Below are 19014 nucleotides of genomic sequence, written 5' to 3'. Positions count from 1 at the left end.
TGTATCTGGCTGCGGTATACCACCCTATGGAAATTCGAGAGGCAACCGACTCGGACGCCGACGCGATTCGATCGATCGCACACGACTCGTTGAACTCCTCCTACACGTCGTTCCTCGACGAGGAGACCATCGACGAGGCGATCGAGCAGTGGTACGGCGAGTCGTTCGCCGACGAGCTCGCGGACGATCGGACGCGCTTCCTGGTCGTCGAGCGCGACGGCGAGATCGCAGGGTTCTCCCAGAGCGAACTGGTCGGCCAGCAGGCCAACACCGGCCGCCTCCTCTGGCTCCACGTCGATCCTGATCACCGCGGCGACGCGACAGGCGTGCGGCTCCTGGTCCGTACCCGCGAAGCGTTACTCCAGGCGGGCGCGGACGCGATCCAGTGTTTCGTGCTCGCGGACAACGAGGGAGGCAACGAGTTCTACCGGGCGCACGGGTTCGAGCAGGCTGGCCAGCGCGACGTCGAGATCGGCGACGAGACGTTCACCGAGAACATCTACGTCGAGAGTGACCTCGAGGACGACGGCGAGTGGGGGGCGATCGACGAACTCACCGTCGACGGGGAGACGATCTACGTGAGTTACGGCGAGGCCGCCCGCGGCACGCGAGCGCCGTTTTACACGGCCTACCGGAGCGAGGATCGGCGCGATCGGTACGCTTGGTTCTGCGGAAACTGTGATTCGATCGACAACGCGATGGACGCGATGGGGCGGATCGAGTGTAACAACTGCGGTAACCGCCGGAAGGCGACCCGGTGGGACGCCTCGTACCTCTAGGCGGTTTGACTCCGGTTCTCGACTCGTCGGCTCTCGGGTCGGCTCGGCGGTTCGCATCGAGTCGCGCGTGATCCGTCGCGATTTGGCCCTCCGTCCACCCGTTTACGGTGAGATTTCGAGGGTTTGCATGCCGTTACCGGTCGTCTTCTAGTCGACACGGACGAACGTCGTCCTCGTCGGGACTGGCTGCCGCATTTCCCGCCATCGGCGGTCCTGTTGCGACCCCCTTCCGTCTGTTGCCCCCGCATTACAATTGGTCGCTCCCTCGATGGGGCAACCACGTTGGTCGCTATCCGCTCCGCATCGGGCAGTCACGAGTGTCTCACGCCACCCAGCTAATCGAATGAACAGGGAGGACCACATCGTCGACGGCTTCAAGGCAACGCTCGTCGCGCGCGCGATTTACATGCTCTCGAGCGCGCTGTTAATGTTCGTTCTGGCGCGGTACCTGCTCGATCCCGACGGGTACGGCGCGCTGTACTGGGCAATCGGGGTGTTGACGATCGTCCAGCTGTTCGCGGACCTCGGCCTGTCGCGGTCCGTCGCGCGGTACATCTCCGAGTACCGCGAGACTGATCCCGGACAGGTGCCCCACCTCCTCAAGACGACGGTCACGGCCAAAATCGTCCTGATCGCGTTCGTCGGGTACGTGCTGGTCGTCTTTCACGAGCGGATCGCACTCGCGCTCGGTGAGCCGGGCGCGGTACCGTTTCTCGCGGCGGGTGCCCTCTACCTCGCCGTCTTCTCCATGAGCACCTTCTCCCAGGTGGCGCTGCAGGGGTTCAACCACCTCGGGTACAGCGCGATCGTCCAGGCCGTCAGCGGGGCCGGGCGACTGCTCTTCTCCGTGGCGTTCGTCCTGGCCGGACTGGGGGCGCTCGGCGCGTTCTTCGGGTACATCGTCGGCTACGCGATCGCCGCAGCCATCGGGATCGGAATCCTCTACTACGGCTTCTTCAGGCGGTACGAGGCCGCGGAGGAGTACGAGGACGGCCTCTCGCGCAGACTGCTCGAGTACAGCGTCCCGCTGACGGCGACCCAGAGCGCGAACGTCATCGACAAGCAGATCGACATCGTGCTGGTCGGGCTCTTCCTCAACCCCGCAGCGGTCGCGTTCTACACGCTTTCGAAACAGATTACCGACTTCGTGCTCGCACCCGCCGAGTCGCTCGGGTTTACCATCTCGCCGAACTTCGGCGAACAGAAGGCCGCCGGCCAGCTCGAGGAGGCGAGACGGATCTACCAGACGTCACTGACGAACATCCTGTTGCTCTACGTTCCGGCCGCCGCCGGCCTCGCGATCGTCGCCGGCCCGTTCCTGACGATGGTATTCGGGAGCGACTACGCGGCCGCGGTCCCCGTCTTGCAGGTCCTCGCCGGCTTCGTCGTGTTGCAGGCGATCACGAACCTCACCAGCGACAGCCTCGACTACCTCGGCCGCGCTCGAGAACGGGCCATCGCGAAAGGCGGGACGGCCATCGCCAACTTCGGGCTGAACATCCTGCTGATCCCGACGATCGGGGTCGTCGGGGCCGCCATCGCGACGGTCGCGACCCACTCGGTGTACGTCGCGGTGAACCTCTACGTCGTCCACAGCGAACTGGGTCTGAACCTCGCGCGGCTCGGCCGGACGACGGGACTCATCTGCGGGATCACGGGCGTGATGGCGGTGGCGGTGTTGCTGGTCACGCCGCTTGTCTCGAGTCTGCTCATGCTGGTCGGCGCGATCGCCGTCGGGGCGATCACCTGGGCCGTGCTCGTGGTGCTGAGCGGGCTGGTCGATCCGGGGCAGGTGCGATCGGTCATCGGCTGAGTCGCTCGCCCGGAGCGGTTCCTGTGAGGCCGCCAACCCGAATTGAATGAACTGCCAATACTTATCCGAGGGCTCAGCGTCTAGCCCGTATGGTCGGTGCCGATCCCGTGACTGTCGGGGTATTGAGTCTTCATACGAGCAAGGAAACCAAGGCGATTCTCAACGCCGTCGAGGATCTCGGACACGATACCGAGTGGCTTCGCGCCGAGAACACGTCGATCAGCGTCAGCGACGGGAGTCCCGTTCTCGAGCCCGACGTCGACGTGATCGCGAACCGAATGCTGCTGTCGAACACCGAACAGCCGGCCGAGGAGCTCGGGCTCGCAAACACGTTCTCCCAGCTGGTGCCGACGCTCAACGAACCCAGTGCGGTGTTGACCGCGATCCACAAGCTGTCGACGGCGGCCGCGCTCTCGGGGAACGACGTCCGAACGCCCGACGTCACGCTCGCGCTCAGCGGCGACCGATTGCGGGCCGCGCGGGAACGATACGGCGAGGAAGCGGTGTACAAGACCGCGATCGGGACCCACGGAGGCGGAACCTGGAAAGTCGGGCCCGACGATCCGATCAACGCGAAGGTCGGCAACCGCTACGCCTTCCTGCAGGAACTCGTCGATCAGGAGGACGTTCGACACCGCGATCTCCGGGTCTACGTCGTCGGCGGCGACGTCGTCGCCGCGATGTACCGCTACGCGCCGGACAACGACTGGCGGACCAACGTCGCGCTCGGCGGGTCCGTCGAGGACGCGACCGGGGATCTCCCCGACGAAGCCCGCAAGATGGCCCAGCGCGCGGCCGACGTGGTCGACCTCGATTACGCCGGCGTCGACCTCGTCGAGGGCGACGAGGGCTGGTTCGTCCTCGAGGTCAACCCGACGGCGGGGTTCAAGGGGCTCTATCAGGCCACGCAGGTGAGCCCGGCACCGTACATCGCGAAGCTGGCGATCGAGCGCGCTGGCGGCGAGGTCGACGACGACCGCGTTCGGGATCTCTCGAACGTCCTCGACGACTCGCGGCCGAGCGCTCAGCCCGCGGAGACGGTGGCGAAGGACACGGAGTCGGCGGTGATCGGGTACACCGAGGAGGTCGTCCTCTCGGGGACCAGCGGCTCGAAATCGGTGCTCGCGAAGTCGGACACGGGTGCGACCCGGACGAGCATCGACACCAGTCTCGCCGCGGACATCGGTGCCGGTCCGATCAAGTCCATCACCCGCATCCGGTCGGGCAGCAGCAAACAGTCCAAGAGCCGTCCCGTGGTCGACGTCGTCGTCGGCGTCGGCGGCAACCAGCACACCGTGACGGCGAGCGTCGAGGACCGCAGCCACATGGACTACCCCGTCCTGCTCGGCCGAGACATCCTCGAGAACTACCAGGTCGACGTGAGCCGTCGCATCGACAGCGATGCCGCCGATACGCCCGAAGAAGAGGAGTAACTGACGAACGCTCGAGTGCCAGCCGACGGGACGGCACTCGATTTCTCGACCGGCCGGTTTCGGGTGACGCGGTCGCGTCCGGTTCGGATCGCTCGTCGAGGATCGCGACGTATCCGAGCGCTCGCTCGAACGGGACACAACCGACAGGTTCCTTTTCGCTATCCGAAACTATCTTGGAGAACTAGCAAACGAACGTTCCGTTCGAAACATCGGCTCTTGCCTGGCCCGTGTGGTCGCCTGTACGAACCGTCGCTGAGCGACGGCAGTCCAGACACGAGTCGGTGACGTGGAAGCGCCATCCGCCGAGGCCGAGTCGACCCGAGAGTAGCCGTCCAACGCCGGCGAACCCCGGCCGGCCGACCGGAAAACCCGTAGCGCTGGCCCGATCGGGCCGTTGCTGGGAGCCGATACGCTCACCCCTCGAGGCGATGGTCCAATTGGACTCGACGGAGCTCTCAGTTAGTGATCGTTCTCGGCGATGGTGCCGAATATACGGTCCGAACCCATCACGGACAACGCTTCATAAACGAATAAAATTAGTTTGGGTCCGGCGAAGACATCGTTATCGGATTAGAAAATCTTAATATGCGAACGTAGCAATCGTTCGATGATGACCGGATCTACCCACGACTGGTGGCCGAATCGGTTGAACTTGAAGCCGCTCGATCAGAACGCTCGCCGGAGCGATCCGATGGGCGAGGAGTTCGACTACGCCGAGGCGTTCGAGGACCTCGACTTCGAAGCCGTGAAAGCGGACATCGAAGACGTGATGACGACGTCACAGGAGTGGTGGCCGGCTGACTACGGTCACTACGGGCCGCTTTTCATTCGGATGGCGTGGCACAGCGCCGGCACGTACCGCACCAGCGACGGCCGCGGCGGCGCGTCCGGCGGCACACAACGGTTCGCGCCCCTCAACAGTTGGCCCGACAACGCGAACCTCGACAAGGCGCGCCGGCTGCTCTGGCCGGTCAAGCAGAAGTACGGCCGCAACCTCTCGTGGGCCGACCTGATCGTCCTGGCCGGGAACGTCGCCCTCGAGTCGATGGGATTCGAGACGTACGGCTTCGCCGGCGGGCGCGAGGACGCCTACGAGCCGGACGAGGCCGTCGACTGGGGTCCCGAGACCGAGTGGGAAGCCTCCGACCGCTTCGACGACGAGGATACCCTCCAGGAACGGCTCGGCGCTACGGTGATGGGGCTCATCTACGTGAATCCGGAGGGCCCGAACGGTGAGCCCGATCCGGAGTGGTCGGCGGAACGAATTCGAGAGTCGTTCGGCCGGATGGCGATGAACGACGAGGAGACGGCCGCGCTCATCGCGGGTGGACACACGTTCGGGAAAGTCCACGGTGCCGACGACCCCGACGAGCACGTCGGCCCCGAGCCCGAGGCTGCCCCCATCGACCAGCAAGGGCTCGGCTGGGAGAGCAGCCACGGCTCCGGCAACGGGGCCGACACGATCACCAGCGGAATCGAGGGGCCGTGGAACGCCACGCCGACCATGTGGGACACCAGCTACATCGACAACCTGCTCGACTACAAGTGGTGGCCCGAAAAGGGCCCCGGCGGTGCGTGGCAGTGGACCACGCAGAACGGCGAACTCGACGGTACCGCACCGGGCACCGAGGACCCGTCGGAGAAGGAAGACGTGATGATGTTGACGACGGACGTCGCCCTGAAGCGCGATCCGGACTACCGGGAGATCCTCGAGCGCTTCCAGGAGAACCCGAGGGAGTTCCAGGAAACGTTCGCGAAGGCGTGGTACAAGCTGATCCACCGCGACATGGGCCCGCCGGAGCGCTTCCTCGGTCCGGAGGTTCCGGACGAGGAGATGCTGTGGCAGGACCCCACCCCCGACGTCGACCACGAACTGATCGAGGACGACGAGATCGCCGAACTCAAAGCGGAGATCCTCGAGTCGGATCTGTCCATCGCCCAGCTGGTCAAGACCGCCTGGGCATCGGCATCGACGTACCGCGACAGCGACAAGCGCGGCGGAGCGAACGGGGCCCGCATTCGCCTCGAACCGCAGAAGAACTGGGAGGTGAACGAGCCGGAGCAGCTGGAGACGGTGCTTTCGACCCTCGAAGCGATTCAGGCGGACTTCAACAGCTCGCGATCCGACGGGAAACGGGTCTCGCTGGCCGACCTGATCGTGCTGGGCGGTTCCGCAGCCGTCGAGAAGGCCGCGGCGGACGCCGGATACGACGTGACGGTCCCGTTCGAACCGGGCCGTACCGACGCCTCGCAGGAACAAACCGACGTCGAGTCCTTCGAGGCGCTCGAGCCGAACGCCGACGGCTTCCGTAACTACCTCGGTGACGAGCACGACCGTTCGGCGGAGGAGTTGCTGGTCGACAAGGCCGACCTCCTGAATCTGACGGCCGACGAGATGACGGTTCTGGTCGGCGGCATGCGCGCGCTGAACGCGAACTACAAGGGGTCCGAACTCGGCGTCTTCACCGACCAGCCGGAGACGTTGACCAACGATTTCTTCGTGACTCTGCTCGACATGGACTACGAGTGGGAAGCGGCCGCGGACGCCCAGGACATCGTGGCGTGGGAAGCGCCTTCTGACGCCCACGACATTTACGAGTTGCGCGACCGTGAAACGGGCGAACTCGAGTGGACGGGGACCCGCGTGGATCTCATCTTCGGGTCGAACTCCCGGCTTCGCGCCATCGCGGAGGTCTACGGCGCCGACGACGCTGAGGAGCAGTTCGTGCGTGACTTCGTGGACGCGTGGAGCAAAGTGATGACGCTCGATCGCTTCGATCTCGAGTAACGCGCTCGAGGACGCGGCGTGGCCGGACTAGCGACGAGGCCCGCGTTCGCCGGGACCGATTATCGCCCGATCGGGCCCTCGCCTAACCGGTTGCTCGCGTTATTGGCCCCGAATAACGACCTCGTCGTCCGTGATCTCTTCTATCTGCGATGACTCGACCGGATAGTCGTCATCGCCGTGGCCGCCCCAGTTCAGACGCGCCTTGAGCCGGTCCGTCAGCCCGGGCTCCGGATCGATGTACGCCGTCTGTCCCTCGACTTCGGCGACCATGCCGATCTGCTGGCCCGACTCGTCGACGACGTCTTTCCCCTGATCGTGGGGGGAGAGTTCGATGGCGGGGCCGGTCGCGTCCATGTCGGCCTCGGACCCGGTACTCGCCGTCGCTTCGCCGCTCATCGTTCCGCCGGCTTCGGTCTCCATCCCGGCGGTCTCCACGGCTCCGTACTCCTCGACGTCGATAATCTCGCCCTCGATCATCTCGCTGCCGACCACCTCGGAATCGACCAGCTCGGACTCCTCGAGCACGTAGACCATCCGGAGGCGTTCCTCCAGTTCTTCTTCGACGGTCCGCCGCTCGATGAGCTCGCTCTGAACGGTGTCGCCCTCGGTGCGCTGGCTCTGGATGACCTCTCGCTCGATCACGTCGTCGGTCGCCACGCTCGACCGGACGACGTCGCTATCGAGGATCGATCGCTGGACGCTCTCGAGTTCGACGTTCGTCTCGACGACGTCGCTTTCCATCTCCTGATCCTGTTCGATGTCGATGTCGACGACCCGGCTCTCGACGATGTAGCGTTCGATCTCCTCGATGGTGTCGAGTCGCGTCTCGTCGACGATCACCTCGATGCGGTCCTCGTCGACGAACTCGGTCTCGACGACGTCGCGAGTGAGCAGTTCGGAGTCGACGACCTCGCGCTCGACCAGTTCCGTGTCGACCACTTTGCTCTCGATCGTGTCCCGTTCGACGACCTCCGTCTCGACGACCTGCGTCTCGACGATCTCCGTCGTCACCGTCTCACCGCGTCGCAGCGAGTCCTCGAGTTCGTCACGGCCGAGGTCGGCGCGCTCGAAGGCCCGGTCGCGCTCGACGATCTCGAAAAAGCCCAGCCCCTCGCCGGTGGGCTCCTCCTCGTGGTAGACGAACACGAGGTCGTCGTCTTCGAACCGCTTCTCGAACTCGTCCCACGTGTACTCCTCGTGCTCGTCGCCCATCTCGTCGCGGTGGGCGAAGGAGTGGCCGTGGTCCTCGCTGTCTCGTATTCTGACCGGGACCGCGTCGCGGGCCTCGGCCCACTCCCTGATGCGCTGGGGATCGGTGGTCATGTGGCGCTGATCGGGTTCGTCGGTGTCGGTCGAGGATGTGTCGTTTGCCATCTCGCTACCACACTGGGACCGATCTGCACTTCAGTCGGTGGGACCATCCCATCGGCACAGTGTCTCGTTTCTCGAGACCCCTCTTTCGGCCGGCAGTGGCCGGGGTGTAATCCGTCGTTGCCGGTCGGTCGCGTACTGTTTCACGACCCGGGTGGTGCCGTAGTATCGTGTTACTGCGCGGCGGTCGCCGGCACGTCTGCAGCCGAGACTTCGCCGCCGTTCGAGCAGCGACGACCGACGGCACACGGGCTCACTCGGACTCGTATTCGGCCCAGATGTACCGGGTCGCGACGCTCCGATAGGGACGCCACGGGTCGGCGATCTCCCGCATCTCCGCGCGGGTCAACTCCGCCCCGTCACCGTACAGGTGCTCGATCCCGCGACGAACGGCGAGATCGCCGAGCGGGAGCACGTCGGGTCGCTCGAGGACGAACAGGAGGTACATGCGCGCGGTCCACGCGCCGATTCCTTTGATTTCGGTGAGGCGGTCGACGACCTCGTCGTCGGAGTACGGGGCGAGCCCCGATCGCGTGTAGTCGTTCTCCCGGAAGGCGCGCGCGGCGTTTCGAACGTACTCGACCTTGCTCCGGGAGAGCCCTGCCTCGCGGAGCGCGGCCTCGTCCGCGTTCAGGACGGACGCCGGTGTCACGTCCCCGTCGAGGAGGTCGAACACGCGCTCTCGGACGGCCGCCGCGCTGGCCGTCGAAAGCTGCTGGTTGATGATCGAAATGCAGAGCCGTTCGTACTCGTCCCAGTCCGGTTCGACGTAGGGGTCGTGTCGGTCGACGAGCGCGGCCATCACGGGGTCTTGCCGGAGGACGGCGTGTGCCTCTTCGTTCATACGCGACGGTGGCGAGAGTAGGGGGCCGAGAACGCATATGCGTCTCGGTCCCAGGGGAGGCGCTCACTCGAGGTGGTGGTAATCGAGTTCGTACCCTTCCTCGAGTGCCTCCCGAACGGCCGGGCTGGGTTCGGCCACGCCGCGACGGGTGATCGAGAGCCCCTCCGTGCCGGCGGAGAGAACGAGGTTCACCCGCCAGTCGGCGTCCGTCTCGGGGTAGTCCGTTCGGTAGTGAGCGCCGCGGGACTCGGTTCGCTCGAGGGCCGCCCGGAGCATCGCCTCGGCGACGGTGAGGCTCGCCGAGAGGTCCACGGCGTACTCGAACGACTTCGAGGTGAGCCCGCCGTCGACGCGGAGATCGGCAGTTCGTTCCCGGAGTTCCGCGAGCGTCGCCAGCCCGTCCCGGAGTCCCGGTTCGTCACGGAGGATACCGGCGTGGTCCCACAGCAGATCGCCGAGCGCCTCGAGGATTCGGGTCGGCGGAACCGTCCCGTCCGACGCGGCGAGGTCGGCGAGCGCTCGAAACTCCCGTTCGGCCATCGCCCGCTGGCCGTCGGTCACGGTGGGATCGTCGTCACCGACGGCGACTGCGCTCGCGACGTGGTCCCCCACGAGTTTGCCGATCGCGACGGTTTCGGCCAGCGAGTTCCCACCGAGGCGGTTCGCACCGTGAACGCCCGCGACCGTCTCGCCGACGGCGTAGAGACCGTCGACGCCAGTCTCGCCGGTCCGGAAGTCGATGTCGACGCCGCCCATCGTGTAGTGGGCCGTCGGCGCGACCGTCATCGGCTCCGCGGTGATGTCGACGCCGAGGGACTCGAAGCGCTCGACCATCGACGGCAGCCGCTCGCGAACGTACTCGGCGTCCCGGTGGGAGATGTCGAGATAGACGCCGCCGTCGTCGGTACCCCGCCCCTCGCGGACTTCCCGGGCGATGGCCCGGGCGACGACGTCGCGGGCGTCGAGTTCCATCTGATCGGGGGAGTACCGTTCCATGAACCGCTCGCCCTCCGCGTTGTAGAGCCGGCCGCCTTCACCGCGGACCGCTTCGGTGACCAGCCGCCCGTCCCACTCCTCGCCGTAGCGCTCGCCGACCATCCCCGTGGGGTGGAACTGGACGAACTCGAGGTCCAGCAGCCGCGCACCCGCTTCGAGCGCCAGCGCCTGTCCGTCACCGTTGTTCTCGTCGTCGCGCGAGGAGTGGCGGTGATAGAGCGCGGAGAATCCGCCTGCCGCGAGCACGACGTGGTTCGTCCGGAACAGCAGTCCATCACCGGTCTCCATGTCGAAGCCCACGGCGCCGTCGACGCGTTCCCCGTCCGAGAGCAGCCGCGTGATCATCACGTTCTCGCGGTAGGGAATCTCGAGGTCGCGAGCGCGTCCGATCAGGGTCTCGAGCATGGCTTCCCCGGTCCGGTCGCCGACGAAGCAGGTGCGGCGATAGGACTGTGCGCCGAAGTAGCGCTGATTGATGTCGCCGTCGGCCGTTCGATCGAAGGACATCCCCCACTCGACGAGTTCGCGGATACGGTCGGGCATCTCCCGCGCCGTCAGTTCGACGGCGTCGGGGTCGTTCAGGTGGTGCCCCTCGTTGAGCGTATCCGCCGCGTGGACGGTCCAGTCGTCGTCGGGATCGAGCGACCCGAGCGCGGCGTTGACGCCGCCGGCCGCCCACGTCGTGTGCGCGTCGCCGTGCTCGCGCTTGCCGATTACGAGCGGCTCGAGGCCCGATTCGGCGAGTTCGATCGCGACGCGAGCGCCCGCCGCGCCCGCCCCGACGACGAGCACCGGCGTCGTCACGACCTCGTACTCGAGGCCGCCGCCCGATTCGGGATCGCCCTCGGTCTCGAGGCGGTTCTCGATGCCGGCAGTCGACGGATCGCGGGTCGTCGTTCGGCGGTCGTCGGCCGTCGTGTCGCTGCCGTTCGGTGGTGTTTTTGTCATCGAGTGGATGTAATCGACGGCCGGGTTTAGCTCTCGCCCCGAACGATGCAGAAAGTGATCCTCTGGGCTAATGGAGGCCATATTCGGCTTCTCAGCCGCCTCAAGCAGTGTGACTATCGGTCGGCTCGTACACCTGTCTTTCAACCGTCGCAGACTGTCACCGGAACCCGACGCGACCGATCGGTTCGGCCGTCGAGAGAGGCCCCCGCCATTGCTGTCGCGCTCCCGAACGCACCGGCGGGGCCGCGCCCGTCTTCACTGCGTCCCGGTCGGACGGACGACCCGACGTTACCGACCGCCTCCCCCGCTCTCGGGGTCCGCGGAGAGTTCGGGGTGAACGTTCGCGAGCCGCATTGCGTTGCCGGTCACGCCGAGGCTCATCCCCATGTCGCCGACCACGACTGCCAGTGCGACGCTCACCAGCCCCAGAGGCACGCCGAGCGCGAGCAGGGCCTTCACGGCGAGGCTCGCCCAGACGTTCTGCCGGATGACGCCGTTGGCCGTGTGTGACAACTCGTAGAGGTACGGCAGCTTCCCGACGTCGTCGCCCATCAACGCGATGTCCGCCGTCTCGAGGGCGGTGTCGGTGCCGGCCGCACCCATCGCGATGCCCACCTCGGCGGTCGCGAGCGCGGGCGCATCGTTGATGCCGTCGCCGACCATCGCGACCTCGCCGTCCGCCGCCTGCAGTTCCTCGACGGCCGCGACCTTCTCGTCGGGCAGGAGTTCGGCGCGGTACTCGTCGACGCCGACCTGCTCGGCGATCGCCCGCGCCGTCCCCTCGTTGTCGCCGGTCAACATTACGACGCGCTTCACGCCGAGTTCGTGCAGGCGCTCGACCGCCCGCCTCGAGGCGGGGCGCACCTCGTCTGCGATCGCGATAGCACCCAGCAGTTCCGTCGCCGTCCCGACGAGGACGACCGTCTTGCCCTCCCGTTCGAGCGTGGCGAGGGTGTCACCGGCCAACGCTCGGTCCGCGGTTCCGATTTCGCCCTCGGGTACAGCACCGCCGTCGGAGCGCGGGTCCGACGAGCGAGCTCGCGAGAGGTCGAAGCCGAGCTCCTCGAACAGCGCGGGCTTGCCCACGTAGTACGTTTCGCCGTCGATCTCCCCACGAATTCCCTTGCCGGTCAGGCTCTCGAACCCCGTCGGCTCGGGCACCTCGCTCGCACCCGCTTCCTCGGCGCGGGCGAGGATCGCCGCGGCGATGGGATGCTCGCTCCGCCGCTCGAGTCCGGCGGCACGGCGAAGCAGCGTCACCTCGTCGGTCTCGCCGACCGGGACGACGTCGGTAACGGCGAGTTCGCCCTTCGTGAGCGTGCCGGTCTTGTCGATGGCGACGGCGTCGACCTCGCCCATCGCCTCGAGGTAGTTGCCGCCCTTGATCAGGACGCCGTTCTTCGCGGCGCTGGTGACGCCCGAAACCACGGAGACGGGCGTCGAGATGACGAACGCGCACGGACAGGCGATCACCAGCAACGTGAGGCCGCGAACGAACCACGTCCCCCAGTCACCGGCGAACGCGAGTTCGTAGCCGGCGACGCCCGCGGTGACGGGATCGCCGATGACCAGCGGCGGAACGGCGGCGGTCAGAATCGCGAACACCACCACGACCGGCGTGTAGTAGCCCGCGAACCGGTCGACGAACTGCTCGGTCTCGGTCTGCTCGGCCTGTGCACCCTGTACCATCTCGATGATCCGCGAGAGCGTCGAGTCGCCCGCCGTCGAGGTGACCTCGACCTCGAGGTAGCCATCCTCGTTGATGGCACCGGCGTACACCTCGTCACCAGTCGACTTGTCGACTGGGACGCTCTCGCCGGTGATCGGCGATTCGTCGACCGCGCTCTCGCCCTCGCGGACCGTGCCGTCGAGCGGGATCTTGTCCCCGGGTCGAACGACGACGGTCTCGCCGACCGCCACGTCGTCCGCGTCGACGGTCACCTCCTCGCCGTCGCGTACAACTGTGGCCTCGTCCGGGGAAAGCTCCATCAGTTCGCGCAGGGAGTCCCGCGCCCTGTCCATGGCGTAGTCCTCGAGCAGTTCGGCGACGCTGAACAGGACGGCCAGCGTGGCGGCCTCGACGAAGTAGCCGATGCCGGTCGCGGCGATGATCGCCGTCCCCATCAAGAGGTCGATGTCGAGGCTCCGGTTCTTCGCGGAGTAGTAGCCGCTCCGGACGACGGGGACGCCGCTGACGGCGGTCGCCCCGAGGAAGAGGAGATCCGCGACGTGGAGCGGATACTCGAGGACGCTCGCCACCGCGACGTTCCCGCCCGTCAGGAGGAACTCGACGAACAGTCCGAGGGTGACGAACACCGCGCCGAGCCACGTCTTCTTCGCGCGGGGACTCGTCCAGACCTCGGACGGCGGTGCGACGTCCACACCGCCCGAGCCCGGCTCCGACTCGTTCGTCTCGTCGTCGCCGTCTCTCCCCCCGACGACCTCGTAGCCGGCACCTTCGATCGCCGCGACCACGTCGGCCTCGCTGGCACGGTCGGGGTCGTACGTGACGCTGGCCGTCCCGGTGGTCGGCTGCAGGGTCGTGTCGACGATCCCGTCGACGCGCTGGAGGCTCTTGTCGACCTTGCCCGCACAGGACGGACAGTCCATCTCGGGGACGGTGAGTTGGGCGGTCAGCTCCCGTCGCTGCCCGCCCCCGCTCGACCGTGTCGTCGCGCTCGAGTCGTCAGTCATCACCCCGAAGGTACGGGCGTCAGTTCGATAAGCCTTCGTTGGAATATTCCAACGACCGCGGAATCGCTAGAGCGGCGTCGACGGCCCGTCGGCCAGTTGCTCACCCGCGACGTACCCCTTGGCCAGGCGTTCTTCGGCCCGGCGGAGCCGATAGGTGAGCGTCGACCGGGGGACGTCGAGGTGCTCGGCGAGTTCGCCGACGTCGACCTCGCGAGGCGACTCGTAGTAGCCGTGTTCGACGGCGGCCCGGAGCGCAGCCTCCTGTTCGGTGGAGAGTCCGCTTCCCGCTCCCTTCGCGTTCCCCGTCGATGCGGCGTCCGCCGTCCGGAGCATCTCCATCCGGGCGCAGTCGCCGACCGCCGCCTCGAGGTCGTCGAAGAACGCCGCCGCATCGCCCTCGCCGGAGTGGACGATGCGCCACGTGTAGTGGCGTCCCTCGTGACGCGTCTCGAACAGCAGGCCGTCGCCAAGGTGGTCGCGGGCGATGTGGGGGACGGAGGCGCAGTCGGCGGTGCGTTCCCAGTCGGAGTAGAGAACGAGCGTGTCGTCGGTGCGGTCGAGGACCCGCGTGGTCTGGGTCGCGCCGCAGTCCTCGGTCGCGAGGCAGTCGGCGTAGTAGTCGCTGTTGAGGAAGACGTCCTCGATGTCCACGAGGGCCGCCGGCGTGCCCGTGGCGTGGTCGACTCGCCAGAGGCGCTCGTCGGTGGCGTGCAGCGACAGCGAGCGGACCCGGGCGTCGGGGTGGTCGGCGAGGACGTCCGCCACTCTGTTGTGCCCGGGTTCGTACTCGAGGGCGAAGACGAACTCTCTCATACCGAGAGGAAGGGTGCGACGCGACAAAGGGGTTTCTCGCTCTCGTCTCGTTCCTCGGGACGGTTCCGACCGCGAAGCAGCCTTTATCGTTTCGAGAGTACATTCTGTACCGTGGACACTCACGCACACGAGAACCGGGAGTCGGACGGGGCGAGTTCGCTGGGGATCACCGGTCGACGGTTCGGCGTCCTGTTCGCAGTCGGCTTCCTCGGTATCATCGCGCTAGCGGCCACGACGCCCTCGCAACTCGAGACCCTGCCGGAGGCACCGGACGTGCCGACCGCGATCCTCGTTGCCGCGGCCCTGGTGCAGTCGTCGATCCTGCTGGCCATCGCGGTACTCGTCGGACTGTATACGGCACCGCGGCTCGGTCTCCGCTCGCACCTCCTCGAGCGCGTGTCCGCGGGAACACCGATCGGGTCGCGACTGCGAGCCGAACTACCGATCGCGGCCGGACTCGGCGCTGCGGCGGGGGTCGCGATCGTCCTCGCGGAGGCCGTCTTCGCACCCGCGGCCCCGGCCGGCGCGGGTGGGAGCGACGCGACCGTCGGCGCGGTCCTCGCGAGCGTTCCGGTCCGGTTTCTCTACGGCGGGCTGACCGAAGAACTGCTCCTGCGCTGGGGAGTCATGTCGCTCGTCGCGTTCGGTCTCTGGCGGACAGTGGGCCGCGGGACGGACGCCCCCTCCGCGCGACTGATGGCAACGGCGGTCGTCGTCGCGGCGGTCGTCTTCGGGATCGGCCACCTGCCGGCCGCGGCGAGTCTCTACGGCGGTCTCAGCGCTGACGTCGTGGCGTGGATCGTCGCCGGCAACGCCATCGGCGGGCTCGCGTTCGGCTGGCTGTTCTGGCAGCGGAGTCTCGAGGCCGCCATGATCGGTCACGTCTTCGCGCACGTGGTCTTCGTCGCGCTGTCGCTCGTGATCGTGGTCGTCTGAGAATACCGTAGCGAAAAGACGATGGTCGAGAGCGCGGCGCTTCGCGCCGACTGCAAGCGATGCCGACGGAATCGCCCAGTCCAACAGAGCGCGCGGCGCTCTGTCGAAAATTTTGCCGAGGGAGCGGCGAAGCCGCGACCGAAGTGGAAAATTTCGCTCGTCAGTCGTTCAGCAGCTCGCGGGCGATGACGTTCTTCTGGATCTCGGTGGTCCCCTCGTAGATCTGGGTGATCTTGGAGTCGCGGTAGAACCGCTCGACGGGGAAGTCGTTGACGTAGCCGGCCCCGCCGTGGATCTGGACGGCCTCGTTGGAGACCTCGACGGCGACCCGGGAGGCGTACTCCTTGGCCATCGAGGCGAGCTTGGTGATGTCGTTGCCCTGGTCGACGTTCCAGGCGGCCTTGTAGGTCAGGTTGCGCGCGGCCTCGGTCTCGGTGGCCATCTCCGCGAGCTTGTGCTGGATCGCCTGGAACTCCGAGATGGACTGGCCGAACTGCTCGCGGTCCTCGGCGTACTCGAGGGCGGCCTCGAGTGCGCCCTTCGCGATGCCGAGTCCCTGTGCGGCGACGCCGGTCCGGGTGGCGTCGAAGAAGTGCATCTGCTGGAGGAAGGCGGCGTCCTCGTCGCCGATGAGGTTCTCCTCGGGGACGCGGACATCGTCGAAGATGAGTTCGGCGGTGTCGGAGGCGCGGATACCGAGCTTGCCGGTGATCTTGTCCGCGCTGAAGCCGTCGCGGTCGGCCTCGACGACGATCTGACTGAAGCCGTCGTAGCGGCTCTCGGCGTCGGGGTTGGTCTTACAGAGCGCGACGAAGAAGTCGCCGACGCTGCCGTTGGTGATCCACATCTTGTTGCCGTTGATCACCCACTCGTCGCCGTCCTTCTCGGCGCGGGTCGAAACGGAGGAGACGTCCGAACCGGTGTCGGGTTCGGAAATCGCCGCGCCCGAGATCTTCTCGCCGGTCGCGACGGGCTCTAGGAAGCGCTCCTTCTGGTCTTCTGTCCCGAACTCGCGGATGGCCTCGGTCCCGAACGAACAGGCCATGATCGAGAGCGCGATGCCCGGGTCGTACGAGAACAGTTCCTCGGCGATGATGACCGACTCGAGCGTCGAGTAGCCGGCTCCGCCGTACTCGATGGGGATCGTGGAACCGACCAGGCCCATCTCCGCGGCCTTGTCGACGACCTCGTGGGGGAATTTCTCCTCGGTGTCGTACTTTTCGGCGTTCGGCTCGATCTCGTTTTCGGCAAATCGGCGGACCTCCTGGCGGATCTGCTGTTGTTCTTCGCTGAGTCCGAATTCCATGAACGTCCGTTACTATCGAAGCGGTAAAGAACTTTGTAACCGAGAGTAAACAGAACTACAGTTTTTGATACGGGAGAGGGAAACGTTGAAACGGGTGCAAATAGGATTTTTGGGCATGGACTTGGAGGATATCAACACCATCGCAGTTCTGGGTGCAGGAAACATGGGCCACGGTATCGCAGAGGTCGCCGCAATGGCGGGCTACGACGTGAATATGCGCGATATCAAGGACGAGTTCGTCCAGAACGGCTACGAGCAGATCGAGTGGTCGCTGAACAAACTCGCCGAAAACGACCAGCTCACTCAGGAAGCAGCCGACGCCGCCCTGGACCGCGTGACGCCGCTGGTCGATATGGAAGAAGCCGTCGGCGACGCCGACTTCGTCATCGAGGCGGTCCCGGAGCAGATGGAGATCAAGAAGGACGTTTACGGCGAACTCGAGGAGTACGCCCCCGATCGGACGATCTTCGCGACGAACACCTCGAGCCTCTCGATCACCGAACTCGCGGACGTGACCGAACGCCCCGAGCAGTTCTGCGGGATGCACTTTTTCAACCCGCCGGTCCGGATGCCCCTCGTCGAGGTGATTTCGGGTGCGGAAAGCGCGGAAGAGACGCTCGCAGTCACGGAAGCGCTCGCCGAGGACCTCGACAAGGCACCGGTGAGAGTCCACAAGGACTCGCCCGGCTTCATCGTCAACCGAATCCTCGTGCCGCTGATGAACGAGGCCGCGTGGCTCGTCAGCGACGACGAGGCGACGATCGCCGAGGTCGACTCGACGACGAAATACGATATGGGGCTACCGATGGGGAGCTTCGAACTCGGCGACCAGGTCGGTAACGACGTCAGCTATCACGTCCTCGAGTACATGAACGAGGTGCTCGGTGGTGCCTACGAGCCGGCCCCGCTGCTCGAGCAGAAGGTCGAGAACGAGGAGCTCGGGAAGAAGACCGGCAAGGGCTTCTACGATTACGAGGACGGCGACGGCGTCCAGATTCCCACCGACCAGCAGTCCGAGTTCGTCAAGGAACGACTGCTCGCGACGATGGCCAACGAGGCCGCGAAGCTGATCGGCGGCGACGTCGCCCCGCCGGAATCGATCGACGAGGCGGTCAAGCTCGGGGCCGGCTTCCCCGACGGCCCGGTCAAACTGGTCGACGACTACGGCCTCGCGACGCTGCACGAGGCGCTCGAGGAGGCCTACGAGGAGACCGGCCACGAGCGCTACGCGCCCGCAGACTACCTCGCGGAGCGGGCCGACGAGGGCGGGTTCTACGACGCCGACGAGGCGTCGGACGCGGTCGACTTCGAGACGATCCGCATCGAGCGACCCGGCGACATGGTCGGTCACGTCGTCATCGACCGACCACACCGGATGAACACGATCAGTGACGACCTGCTCGAGGAGCTGTCGGCGGCGGTCGACCGGCTCGAGGACGACGACGAGGTTCGCGCGCTGCTGATCACCGGCGAAGGCGAGAAGGCGTTCTCGGCCGGTGCCGACGTCCAGAGCATGGCCGGCAGCGGGGCGGACCCGCTCGAGGGACAGGAGCTCTCGCGGCTCGGCCAGTCGACGTTCGGCCAACTCGAGGCCTGTGACATGCCCGTGGTCGCCGGGATCGACGGCTTCTGTCTCGGCGGCGGGATGGAACTGGCGACCTGTGCCGACCTGCGGGTCGCGAGCGAGCGCTCCGAGTTCGGCCAGCCCGAACTCGACCTCGGACTCATTCCCGGCTGGGGCGGGACGCAGCGGCTCAAACACATCGTCGGTGAGGGGCGCGCGAAGGAAATTATCCTCACCGCCGAGCGCTACGACGCCGAGACGATGGTCGACTACGGCTTCGTCAACGAACTCGTCGACAACGACGACCTCGAGGATCGCGCCCTCGAACTGGCGACCGACCTCGCCGGCGGTCCGCCGATCGCCCAGCGGTTCACCAAACGCGCGATGCTGGCCGGCCGCGACGACACGGAGGCGGGTCTCGAGTACGAAGCATCCGCGTTCGGCCACCTGATGGCGACCGACGATCTGATGGAGGGTATCACGGCCTTCATGGGAGACGAGGAGCCGGCGTTCGAAGGAAAGTAAGCGCCCGTCGAAAGACGAGCGAAGCGACCCGTTCGGAACGGAGCCGGCGTTCGAGTCCGACAGTCGGTGGAAGATCGATGCGACGAAGTACCACGCCGCGTTCCGTTCTACAATCAATACTGGATATATGTTCGTGTTTCATCGCCGCACGTTACCGAAATATTATATTTGGTCGCGAGATTTATGACCCATAGGTACCATTGG

Annotated in this window: 12 protein-coding genes; 6 read left to right on the top strand and 6 right to left on the bottom strand. The window is 66.3% G+C overall.

The window, feature by feature from the left end; genetic code table 11:
* The first annotated feature begins 26 nt into the window (after nt 1-26).
* The 4 genes from BMX07_RS07600 to katG all read left to right on the top strand — a co-directional run bounded on the left by BMX07_RS07600 (nt 27) and on the right by katG (nt 6813).
* The gene (locus BMX07_RS07600) at nt 27-779 is read left to right on the top strand and encodes a GNAT family N-acetyltransferase (RefSeq protein WP_090616325.1); all 753 of its coding nucleotides are present in this window, start codon (nt 27-29) and stop codon (nt 777-779) included.
* A 343-nt stretch (nt 780-1122) separates the two neighbouring features.
* A complete protein-coding gene (locus tag BMX07_RS07595; protein ID WP_090616322.1) occupies nt 1123-2592 on the top strand; it encodes a flippase in 1470 nt (489 codons plus the stop codon).
* Nucleotides 2593-2681: 89 nt separating this feature from the next.
* Nucleotides 2682-4025: a RimK family alpha-L-glutamate ligase gene (locus BMX07_RS07590; RefSeq protein WP_090616318.1), complete on the top strand. Its 1344-nt coding sequence runs from the start codon at nt 2682-2684 to the stop codon at nt 4023-4025.
* 610 nt (nt 4026-4635) lie between these two features.
* On the top strand, nt 4636-6813 hold the full coding sequence (gene katG, locus BMX07_RS07585) for a catalase/peroxidase HPI (protein WP_090617199.1): 2178 nt from the start codon (nt 4636-4638) through the stop codon (nt 6811-6813).
* Between the two features lie 99 nt (nt 6814-6912).
* Here the strand turns inward: katG and BMX07_RS07580 are convergent, their stop codons facing one another.
* The 5 genes from BMX07_RS07580 to BMX07_RS07560 form a co-directional block, all read right to left on the bottom strand.
* Nucleotides 6913-8187, bottom strand: coding sequence for a hypothetical protein (locus BMX07_RS07580; protein WP_090616314.1), 1275 nt, complete (start codon nt 8185-8187; stop codon nt 6913-6915).
* Between the two features lie 250 nt (nt 8188-8437).
* Nucleotides 8438-9028, bottom strand: coding sequence for a DNA-3-methyladenine glycosylase family protein (locus BMX07_RS07575; protein ID WP_090616310.1), 591 nt, complete (start codon nt 9026-9028; stop codon nt 8438-8440).
* A gap of 63 nt (nt 9029-9091) precedes the next feature.
* On the bottom strand, nt 9092-10972 hold the full coding sequence (locus BMX07_RS07570; protein ID WP_090616304.1) for an L-aspartate oxidase: 1881 nt from the start codon (nt 10970-10972) through the stop codon (nt 9092-9094).
* 288 nt (nt 10973-11260) lie between these two features.
* Entirely contained in the window at nt 11261-13666 is a 2406-nt protein-coding gene (locus BMX07_RS07565) for a heavy metal translocating P-type ATPase (RefSeq protein WP_090616301.1), read from the bottom strand.
* A 66-nt stretch (nt 13667-13732) separates the two neighbouring features.
* Nucleotides 13733-14479 carry a helix-turn-helix domain-containing protein gene (locus BMX07_RS07560; protein ID WP_090616298.1) on the bottom strand — a complete coding sequence of 249 codons (747 nt, stop codon included), beginning with the start codon at nt 14477-14479 and terminating at the stop codon, nt 13733-13735.
* A 111-nt stretch (nt 14480-14590) separates the two neighbouring features.
* Here BMX07_RS07560 and BMX07_RS07555 point away from each other — a divergent pair, with 111 nt between their 5' ends.
* Entirely contained in the window at nt 14591-15415 is an 825-nt protein-coding gene (locus BMX07_RS07555) for a CPBP family glutamic-type intramembrane protease (protein ID WP_090616294.1), read from the top strand.
* 160 nt (nt 15416-15575) lie between these two features.
* Here the strand turns inward: BMX07_RS07555 and BMX07_RS07550 are convergent, their stop codons facing one another.
* Nucleotides 15576-16721, bottom strand: a complete 1146-nt coding sequence (locus tag BMX07_RS07550) for an acyl-CoA dehydrogenase family protein (RefSeq protein ID WP_090616291.1) — start codon at nt 16719-16721, stop codon at nt 15576-15578.
* A gap of 115 nt (nt 16722-16836) precedes the next feature.
* Here BMX07_RS07550 and BMX07_RS07545 point away from each other — a divergent pair, with 115 nt between their 5' ends.
* Nucleotides 16837-18810 (top strand): 3-hydroxyacyl-CoA dehydrogenase/enoyl-CoA hydratase family protein, encoded by a 1974-nt coding sequence (locus BMX07_RS07545; protein WP_090616286.1) that lies wholly within the window; start codon nt 16837-16839, stop codon nt 18808-18810.
* Nucleotides 18811-19014: the final 204 nt, after the last annotated feature.

This window comes from Natrinema salaciae, assembly GCF_900110865.1.
In the GTDB taxonomy this organism is placed as follows: domain Archaea; phylum Halobacteriota; class Halobacteria; order Halobacteriales; family Natrialbaceae; genus Natrinema; species Natrinema salaciae.
The sequence above is the reverse complement of the archived record's forward strand: the minus strand, read 5'-3'. Positions and strand labels throughout refer to the sequence as shown.

Bases quoted from the DNA above. Each gene is read 5' to 3' on its own strand.
- BMX07_RS07590 (WP_090616318.1), top strand. From the start codon at position 2,682: ATGGTCGGTGCCGATCCCGTGACTGTCGGGGTATTGAGTCTTCATACG.
- BMX07_RS07545 (WP_090616286.1), top strand. From the start codon at position 16,837: ATGGACTTGGAGGATATCAACACCATCGCAGTTCTGGGTGCAGGAAAC.
- BMX07_RS07595 (WP_090616322.1), top strand. From the start codon at position 1,123: ATGAACAGGGAGGACCACATCGTCGACGGCTTCAAGGCAACGCTCGTC.
- BMX07_RS07565 (WP_090616301.1), bottom strand. From the start codon at position 13,666: ATGACTGACGACTCGAGCGCGACGACACGGTCGAGCGGGGGCGGGCAG.
- BMX07_RS07550 (WP_090616291.1), bottom strand. From the start codon at position 16,721: ATGGAATTCGGACTCAGCGAAGAACAACAGCAGATCCGCCAGGAGGTC.
- BMX07_RS07575 (WP_090616310.1), bottom strand. From the start codon at position 9,028: ATGAACGAAGAGGCACACGCCGTCCTCCGGCAAGACCCCGTGATGGCC.
- BMX07_RS07560 (WP_090616298.1), bottom strand. From the start codon at position 14,479: ATGAGAGAGTTCGTCTTCGCCCTCGAGTACGAACCCGGGCACAACAGA.
- BMX07_RS07600 (WP_090616325.1), top strand. From the start codon at position 27: ATGGAAATTCGAGAGGCAACCGACTCGGACGCCGACGCGATTCGATCG.
- katG (WP_090617199.1), top strand. From the start codon at position 4,636: ATGACCGGATCTACCCACGACTGGTGGCCGAATCGGTTGAACTTGAAG.
- BMX07_RS07570 (WP_090616304.1), bottom strand. From the start codon at position 10,972: ATGACAAAAACACCACCGAACGGCAGCGACACGACGGCCGACGACCGC.
- BMX07_RS07580 (WP_090616314.1), bottom strand. From the start codon at position 8,187: ATGGCAAACGACACATCCTCGACCGACACCGACGAACCCGATCAGCGC.